The 8,388-nt window shown below is 43.0% G+C and carries 9 protein-coding genes and 1 riboswitch; all 9 genes read left to right on the top strand.

Annotated features, from left to right (window positions below; translation table 11 throughout):
• The first annotated feature begins 723 nt into the window (after window positions 1–723).
• Entirely contained in the window at window positions 724–1,152 is a 429-nt protein-coding gene (locus CWC02_RS10695; RefSeq protein WP_054562340.1) for an FKBP-type peptidyl-prolyl cis-trans isomerase, read from the top strand.
• Between the two features lie 84 nt (window positions 1,153–1,236).
• Entirely contained in the window at window positions 1,237–1,854 is a 618-nt protein-coding gene (locus CWC02_RS10690; protein WP_138618107.1) for a histidine phosphatase family protein, read from the top strand.
• Window positions 1,855–1,914: 60 nt separating this feature from the next.
• A riboswitch (cobalamin riboswitch) is annotated at window positions 1,915–1,982 on the top strand.
• 103 nt (window positions 1,983–2,085) lie between these two features.
• The gene (locus CWC02_RS10685; protein ID WP_138618105.1) at window positions 2,086–2,916 is read left to right on the top strand and encodes an ABC transporter ATP-binding protein; all 831 of its coding nucleotides are present in this window, start codon (window positions 2,086–2,088) and stop codon (window positions 2,914–2,916) included.
• Window positions 2,909–3,898, top strand: a complete 990-nt coding sequence (locus tag CWC02_RS20840; protein WP_249364095.1) for a FecCD family ABC transporter permease — start codon at window positions 2,909–2,911, stop codon at window positions 3,896–3,898. Before CWC02_RS10685 ends, CWC02_RS20840 begins: the two co-directional genes overlap by 8 nt.
• A gap of 3 nt (window positions 3,899–3,901) precedes the next feature.
• The gene (gene cobT, locus CWC02_RS20835) at window positions 3,902–4,963 is read left to right on the top strand and encodes a nicotinate-nucleotide--dimethylbenzimidazole phosphoribosyltransferase (protein WP_138618101.1); all 1,062 of its coding nucleotides are present in this window, start codon (window positions 3,902–3,904) and stop codon (window positions 4,961–4,963) included.
• 1 nt (window position 4,964) lies between these two features.
• Window positions 4,965–5,771, top strand: coding sequence for an adenosylcobinamide-GDP ribazoletransferase (locus CWC02_RS10670; RefSeq protein ID WP_138618099.1), 807 nt, complete (start codon window positions 4,965–4,967; stop codon window positions 5,769–5,771).
• On the top strand, window positions 5,768–6,295 hold the full coding sequence (gene cobU, locus CWC02_RS10665; protein WP_138618097.1) for a bifunctional adenosylcobinamide kinase/adenosylcobinamide-phosphate guanylyltransferase: 528 nt from the start codon (window positions 5,768–5,770) through the stop codon (window positions 6,293–6,295). Before CWC02_RS10670 ends, cobU begins: the two co-directional genes overlap by 4 nt.
• Entirely contained in the window at window positions 6,295–7,779 is a 1,485-nt protein-coding gene (locus CWC02_RS10660) for a cobyric acid synthase (RefSeq protein WP_138618119.1), read from the top strand. The genes cobU and CWC02_RS10660 overlap by 1 nt, the downstream gene beginning before the upstream one ends.
• A 9-nt stretch (window positions 7,780–7,788) precedes the next feature.
• Window positions 7,789–8,388 carry a cob(I)yrinic acid a,c-diamide adenosyltransferase gene (gene cobO / locus CWC02_RS10655; RefSeq protein WP_138618095.1) on the top strand — a complete coding sequence of 200 codons (600 nt, stop codon included), beginning with the start codon at window positions 7,789–7,791 and terminating at the stop codon, window positions 8,386–8,388.

The raw sequence follows: 8,388 nt of genomic DNA, 5'->3' as shown, positions 1-8,388 counted from the left end.
GATGAAGTTTCAAAGGCATGGAATCACTTTATTTCAATCCCGGATCGAGTGAAGAAAATGTGCAATCGGGAATGGATTAAATTGATTTAATCTTTATGCGGAATGGTATTAATCATTTTGAGGGATTAAACCTGTCGCTATCTGCGTTAAAAATTTCTGATTTAGAACAACTAAATAACGAAATTTTTGCCTTGCTATCAACGAGGCTTTCTTGCCTCAAAATAGATCACTTAATTAAGCGAATTGGTATTAGACGTCAGCTGAAATACAGAGATATCAGAGGTTAGATGTCAGTTGAACTGTGTGGTTGTTTAGTACCGAGACTCCCTCAGCATTCACTCTGTTCATTCTCCAGGTAGGTTGGGTAGAGCGTAGCGAAACCCAACACGAGTTAGCGAGTTGCTAGTTAGCAAGGGTAAAGTTTAAATTTCAAGGTCAAGTCTGGCGTAAGAATGGCTTCAGCAATGAATATTTTTTTTATTATTTCGGCACTGAAGTGCCTCCTACAAGATTTTATTACTTAAAGAGACTCTGCCCCAAACACCCACACCGCGCGGCTGAAAGCTGATAGCTCTGTGTTGGGTTTCGCTGTGCTCTACCCAACCTACGCCAGATCCTCAAACTTTTCCCTTTCTAACTTGCAACTTTACTCTCGCAAACTTGCTTCCCCTACCTTGTTATGCGATAAAGCGTTTTATATTTGTAATACAATTAAGGTTTGCTGTGTCTCGTAAGAAAACGACCAAGTCAAAAGGCTCTTCAGGTTTAAATCGTAAAAATAGTGAAGCATTTATTGCTAAGTTCTCTTCGCATCCAGATACACATCTATGCCCGTCGGGCTTAATGTATAAAGTGATTGATGATGTTGAAGGAGAACGCATATCAGAATTCGATACAGTGGTTATTAACCAACGTATTATGCTTGCTGATGGTAATGTGATTGCCGATAGTTATAAAGCGGGTATGCCCGAAGTGTTCGCTTTATCTGAAGCTATAGAAGGGTTAAGAGAAGGTTTGTTATTAATGAATATTGGTTCTCGCTATGAATTTGTGATCCCTCCAGAGCTTGCTTGGGGTAAAAAAGGTAACGGTGGCAAGATTGGCGCAAATGCTGTGCTACATTTTGACGTTCGTTTAATGCGTTTAGCTTAACTCTCTTCGGATGAGTCCCTTAGCATAAGTCGACAGAGGACTTAAAACGCGTTAACGTTCACTATTGGTTTACTAAGGAACATTATGGACGCATTTACTTCACGAGTTTACTTTCTTCGCCATGGTGAAATCGCTAGGCCCGGAATTCTTTCTGGGCAAATCGATGTCGGTTTATCTGAGCGAGGCCTTGAACAAATGCGCCAAGCTTCTGCCGAGCTCATACATTTAAATGCCATATATAGCTCTCCGCTCAAACGTTGCTCAGTTCACGCTGATTATTTAGCAAATCAACACTCACTGCATGTACAGTATTATAACGCGCTAAAAGAGTTTAATTTTGGTGATTGGGATGGCCAAGACTACCAACAGCTTTGGCAGCAAACGAGTAAACCTCATATTGGTGATTTTTGGCAGCATCCTTGGCAAGTAAAAGTGCCCAATGGTGAATCTATGGCAGACTTTTACGCACGAGTGGAGGCATGGTGGCAAACATTTTTACAATCACTATGTGAATCTAAGCATGAACAGTCATTGGTAATAAGCCATGCAGGTGTGATTAAACAAATCCTTGCTATTGTTTGTCAGATGCCAAAACAATCAGCCACGCATTTAAATGTTTTTCACCTTCCTTATGCGGGGCTTATTACACTCGATGTATATATAGATGAACAAGGACAAGCTTGGCCTAAAATTGTTTTTTAGCCATCTAGAGCGATATTCATTGAATTATTTACTTAGCCCGCCATAATACTCATATGCTATGGAATGGAGTGAAATTCTCCAGCTGTTCCCGCAACTGTAATCCATCTAACTAATGGTCAGCCAGATACTTAGCACTAACAATTAATCATCGAGCGGGTCAACTCACGTCATTTTCTGGTACTTACCAGTGCTTTCTTGTGCGTTGCGATTACTCGCCAAGAGAGAATAAGCTTGCAACAAAATAGCCTTAGCGCTGCGCCATTAATATCAGTGTCTGATTTAAGTTGGGGTACTGCGAATAAAACGATACTTAAATCAATTAACCTTGAGTTAAAAGCAGGGCAGTTTATCGGTCTACTCGGCCCTAATGGTGCGGGTAAATCAAGCTTGCTGCGTTGCCTTTATCGTTACTTGAAACCTCAGCAAGGGGTTGTGCTGCTAAGCGGTCAAGATATTTGGCAAATCAGTGCTGATGAATATGCAAAGCAGGTTGCAGTGGTTTTACAAGAGTCTCCATCGCAGTTTAATTTGTCTTTGTTCGACGTAGTGAGTTTAGGCTTAACACCTCATAAGCGACTTTTCAGCGCCACGTCTACCAATGATAAGCAGCGAATATATCAAGCTATAGAGCAGGTTGGTTTGTCTCATCATAGTGAGCAAGCATTTGATTCACTCTCAGGTGGCGAAAAGCAAAGAGCGCTTATTGCACGCTCTATCGTACAACAACCTAAGTTGCTCATCATGGATGAGCCTACCAGTCACCTTGATGTTAAATACCAAATTCAAATAATGGAATTAGCAAAGTCCCTCGATGTGACAGTGCTTGCCTCTTTCCATGATTTAAATCTCGCAGCGAGTTTATGTGATGAATTATTGGTGATTGATGAAGGGCGTTTGGTTTGTCAGGGGCAACCAAAAGCGGTGCTTACTGAGCAGCTGTTGAGTGATGTATTTGGTGTCTGCGCAACGGTATCTGCTCACCCGCAATCAAGCACTGATAAGTTTATTCCGCACATCACTTATTTTTATGGTTATCAGACACAGGAGCATCAAAATGACTGATGCAATGCGTTTAAGTATCTGTGTTGTCGTAGGGCTTATTAGTTGTTTTTTAGCATTGAGCTTTGGTGCTGCAAATACGCCACTGAGTGATGTTTTTAATGGTTTGTTTAGCCAAGGTAGCGATGAATTTGTGCAGCGTATTATTTGGCATTTGCGTATGCCAAGAACGGTGCTGGCATTTTTAGCAGGCTCTGGGCTTGCCCTTGCAGGACTAATTTTGCAGACCGTAACCCGAAATCCGCTTGCGGACCCTTACTTGTTTGGTATTTCTTCTGGTGCTTCATTTGGTGTGGTGTGCTTTATAGCCCTAACCGGTGTGAGTTTTGGCTTTAGTATGTCAGTTGCTGCATTTTCCGGAAGCTTACTTTCTATGCTGTTGCTTATTGCTATTGCAGGGCGTCGTCATGTTGGCCAAGTTGAAGCCATGTTACTCGCAGGTGTTGCTCTATCTTTCTTATTTAGTGCTCTGACTAGTCTGCTGCTTTATTTTAGCGATCCACAAGCCATCACCGCCATTTTGTTTTGGACGATGGGCAGTTTTTCTCGTGCCCAGTGGGACACTCTTTGGCTGCCATTTATCGTTATTATTGCCTGCATGACACTGATGATTGCATTTCGTCGTCAACTTAATGCAATGCTGCTTGGTGATGAAAGTGCTGCAACCTTGGGTATTCATGTGCAGCGCTTTCGGATCATGATGCTGCTGCTAAGTTCATTAATAACAGCGGTGCTTGTTGCTATGTGTGGGGGCGTTGGTTTTGTCGGCCTGATGATCCCACATATTGTGCGCTACTTTTCGCCGCAAGGCAGCAGCCATAACTTAGTTATGACCTCCTTGGTAGGTGGCATTTTTATGGTGTGGGTCGATGTGTTATGCCGAACCCTATTGAATAACCAAGAATTACCTGTTGGTGTGATCACAGCCGCTATCGGTAGTGTGTTCTTTTTATTCTTACTTTATTTTCGTAAACAGAGCAGGTAGCTAATGTTTAATATCATGCCTATTAATCAGCAATTTTCAGCTGTAATTCAACAAAAAATAGACCTTAAAACAAAGCCGCTAGGCGCTTTAGGTCAGCTTGAAAGTTGTGCCAAACAATTAACGCTTATTTTTTCAAAGCAGCTTGATAGTGAGCAGGCGCTAGTTGCCTTTAAACCGGTTATTTCAAACCCTTCTCTAGTTGTATTTGCGGGTGATCATGGTGTGGCAAGCCAAGGTGTGTCGATTGCTCCTAGCAGCGTTACATCACAAATGGTGGCAAACTTTGCAGCAGGAGGCGCAGCTATCAACGTGTTTTGTCGTCAGTTGGGCTGGCAGCTGGAAGTTGTGGATGCAGGAACTCTCAATACTTCACACGATAAAAGTGTGCATAACCAGCGTTTAGGTGACATCACTGCACCACTGAATACTGAAATGGCTATGTCTCTTAATCAGGTTGAAAAAGGGTTTGCATTAGCCAAGCACCGAGTTCATTCACTCTATGAGCAAGGCTGCAATACCATCGCCTTTGGTGAGATGGGCATTGGCAATACCACAAGTGCTGCGGCATTAATGGCTGCCATTTTGTCTTTACCTGCCAGCCAATGTGTTGGTAAAGGCACAGGTGTGAGCGACGAGGTTATAGCTAAAAAAATTAAAGTTGTTGAGCAAGCCCTTCAATTACACCAAGCTCATTTTGACGACCCATTAATGACGCTTGCGGCATTAGGTGGTTTTGAAATTGTACAGATCACCGGTGCTATTTTAGCTGCTGCGGAACTTGGTATGGCGGTGATCGTGGATGGTTTTATTTGCACTGCAGCAGCGCTTGTTGCAACTCGCATTAATGCAAACGCTCGCGATTATATGTTATTTGCTCATGCTTCTGATGAGCAAGGGCACAAAGCAATGCTCAATGCTTTGCATGCAGCACCTTTATTGCAGCTTGATTTACGTTTAGGAGAGGGCACCGGGGCTGCGCTTGCTTTACCTTTACTGCAAGCATCTTTGGCGTTTTATAATGACATGGCAAGTTTTGCCGATGCCAATGTTGAGCAAGTTGTCTAATATGAGCGCTGAACAACACACTTCTGATTCTACCCCAAGTCAGCTTCAGCTATTTTTACTGGCGCTTAGTTTTTTAACGCGTATACCCGTTAAATTAAACTTTGCAGTGTCTGATCAGGCACTCAATCAGGCCAGCCGTTATTTTGCATTGGTCGGTGTGATATTAGGTGTACTTTTAGCGCTGAGCTTTTTGCTGCTAAGTTGGTTATTCCCTGCAGCCATTGCAGTTGCCTTAGTTATGGCGTTTAGCTTGATAATTACAGGGGCATTTCATGAAGATGGCCTTGCTGATGTCTGGGATGGCTTTGGTGGTGGTTGGCAAGTCGCAGATAAGCTGAGCATTATGAAAGATAGTCGCTTAGGTACCTATGGTGCCGCGGCGCTTGTGATGGCCTTATTAATTAAGTACCAAACACTCGTCGCACTTAGTGAAGTAACCAGTACTGTGATTATTGCACTTGTTTTAGGGCAAAGCTTAAGTCGGGTTGTAGCAACAAGTTTAATTGCAGACATGGACTATGTAAGTCAGGACGCCACATCTAAAGTAAAACCCATTGCGATGCATTTAAGCACGCAAAGTTATCAAATACTGTTAGCAACAGGCGGTGCAGTGTTAGCAATTGCCTGGTTGTTTTTTGGCTTTACTTTAGGGCAATTATTAATCCTCATCAGTGTGCTGTTTGTTACTCGTTTACTATTAAAGCGCTGGTTTGAAAAACAGTTATCAGGCTACACCGGAGATTGCTTAGGAGCAGCCCAGCAAGTATCTGAGCTTGTTACCTACCTTTGCTTGGTGAGTTTATTATGAGCCAGCAACATACTTTAATTTTAGGCGGTGCTCGTAGCGGTAAAAGCCGCTTTGCTGAGCAGCAGGCAATAAATTCACACAAGCCGCTTATCTACATTGCCACAGCAAATGCGGGTGATGAAGAAATGACTGCCCGAATTAATCGGCATCAAGCAGAGCGCGCTAAGCATTGGCAGCTTGTCGAAGAGCCTTTGTATTTGGCTAAAGCACTACAACAATATAGCCATGCTGAAAACTGTATTTTAGTGGACTGTTTAACCCTATGGTTGAGTAATTGCTTATGCCAGCAGGGTGAAGCATTTTGGCTTGAGCAAAAAGCGGCCTTACTCGATGTGCTATCGCAATTGCCGGGTGAGGTGATTTTTGTCAGCAATGAAGTGGGTCATGGTATTGTGCCGCTCGGTGAATTAAGCCGTCAGTTTGTTGATCATTCAGGTTGGTTACATCAAGCCTTAGCACAGCAAGTTGCACGTGTTGAGTTTGTGATTGCAGGTCTTGCACAAACCTTAAAAAGAGAACAATGATGAAAACATTAATGGTGCAAGGCACGACCTCAGATGCAGGTAAAAGTACTCTTGTAGCAGCACTTTGCCGGATCTTTGCTAATCGAGGCATTAAGGTTGCGCCTTTTAAGCCACAAAATATGGCGTTAAATAGCGCCGTAACCGAAGATGGTGGCGAAATAGGTCGCGCACAAGCTTTGCAAGCAGTAGCGGCAAAAGTCCCCGCAGAAGTCGATTTTAACCCTATCTTATTAAAACCTAATAGCGATACCGGAGCGCAGGTAATCGTCCATGGCAAAGCGCTTTCGAATATGGAAGCGGGCAGTTATCACGACTACAAAAAAGTGGCGATGGATGCAGTTCTTACTTCGCAGCAGCGTTTAAGTGAACGTTTTGAATTACTGGTTGTTGAAGGTGCAGGGAGCCCAGCAGAAATTAACCTGCGCGAAAACGACATTGCTAATATGGGTTACGCTGAGGCGGTTGATTGCCCGGTGATCATCATTGCCGATATCGATAAAGGCGGCGTGTTTGCTCATTTAGTCGGAACGTTAGCCTTGTTGTCTGAGTCGGAGCAAGCGCGCGTTAAAGGCTTTGTGATTAACCGTTTTCGTGGTGATATTGCGTTATTGCAAGGAGGCCTTGATTGGTTAGAGCAATACACCAATAAGCCAGTGCTTGGGGTGTTACCTTATTTACATGACTTAGCACTCGATGCAGAAGATGCCGTTGCTATAACTAATCAGGTAGATAAACCGCAATTACGTATAGCCGTGTTGCTACTTCCTCATATTAGTAATCACACAGACTTCGATGCACTGCGATTACAACCAGAAATTGATTTACAGTATGTACGTCATACCCAGGCTATTCCAAGTGTTGATCTGATTATTATTCCGGGCAGTAAAAATGTACTCGGTGATTTAGCGTTTTTAAAAAATGAAGGCTGGCATAAACAAATAACACGTCATCTACGCTATGGCGGTAAAGTGCTGGGAGTATGTGGTGGGCTGCAGATGCTAGGCAACTACCTTACTGATCCACATGCTGTGGAATCTAATTTAGGCAGCGCAGCAGGGCTTGGGCTTGCTGACTTTGAAACGCAATTAGGGCAACAAAAAGTACTAAGCCAAGTCTCTGGTACTCTTCATTTAAACAATAGCGATAAAGCAATATCTGGTTATGAAATTCACGCCGGGATTAGTCAAGGGCCGGCACTTGAAAAGCCATTTTTGAGTTTTAATGATCACCCAAGTGGATTCAAAGTAGATGGTTTTATTAGTGATGATAACCAAGTAGCAGGTACTTACTTACATGGCTTGTTCGATACCCCTGAAGGCGTATCTGAGCTAATAACTTGGCTTGCAGCAAATAGCCAAATTAAGCCGATTGATATTAACTTAAACCGTGAACAGCAGTTAAACCGTTTAGCTAGTGTAGTAGCAGAGAATCTCGATATTGAACAAATCATCAATATTTATGAGAACTTCAATTTAGAGACATAAGGAACAACAATGAGCGAACAGAATCAAGATAAGCACCAACAACGCCAGCAAAAAGTAAAAGAAAAAGTCGACGAACGGATTGCTGCTGCACAAAAAGAGCAGGGTATTTTTCAGGTTATAACTGGCAACGGTAAAGGGAAATCGACTTCTGGGTTTGGTACTGTTGCACGTGCGGTAGGTCACGGAATGAAAGCAGCTGTATGTCAGTTTATTAAAGGCACATGGGAGTGCGGTGAACGTAACCTACTCGAAAAAGCGGGGGTTGAATTTGTTATTATGAACACCGGTTTTACTTGGGAAACACAAAACAAAGAGTCAGATACCGTTGCTGCGCAAGTGACATGGCAAGAAGCAAAAAGAATGCTGAAGGATGAGTCAATTAACCTCGTTATGCTAGATGAAATAACCTATATGATCACCTACGGTTATATTGATTTAGACGACGTTCTGGAGGCAGTTAGCTCTCGCCCTGCTATGCAATCGGTGATTATTACAGGTCGTGGTGCGCACCGAAAACTAACCGACTTAGCTGATACAGTTAGTGAAGTCAGAAACGTAAAACACGCTTTTGATGCAGGAATAAAAGCACAAAAAGGGTTCGATTATTAA

This window comes from Pseudoalteromonas sp. S2721 (genome assembly GCF_005887425.1).
GTDB classification, from domain to species: domain Bacteria; phylum Pseudomonadota; class Gammaproteobacteria; order Enterobacterales; family Alteromonadaceae; genus Pseudoalteromonas; species Pseudoalteromonas simplex.
The sequence above is the reverse complement of the archived record's forward strand: the minus strand, read 5'-3'. Positions and strand labels throughout refer to the sequence as shown.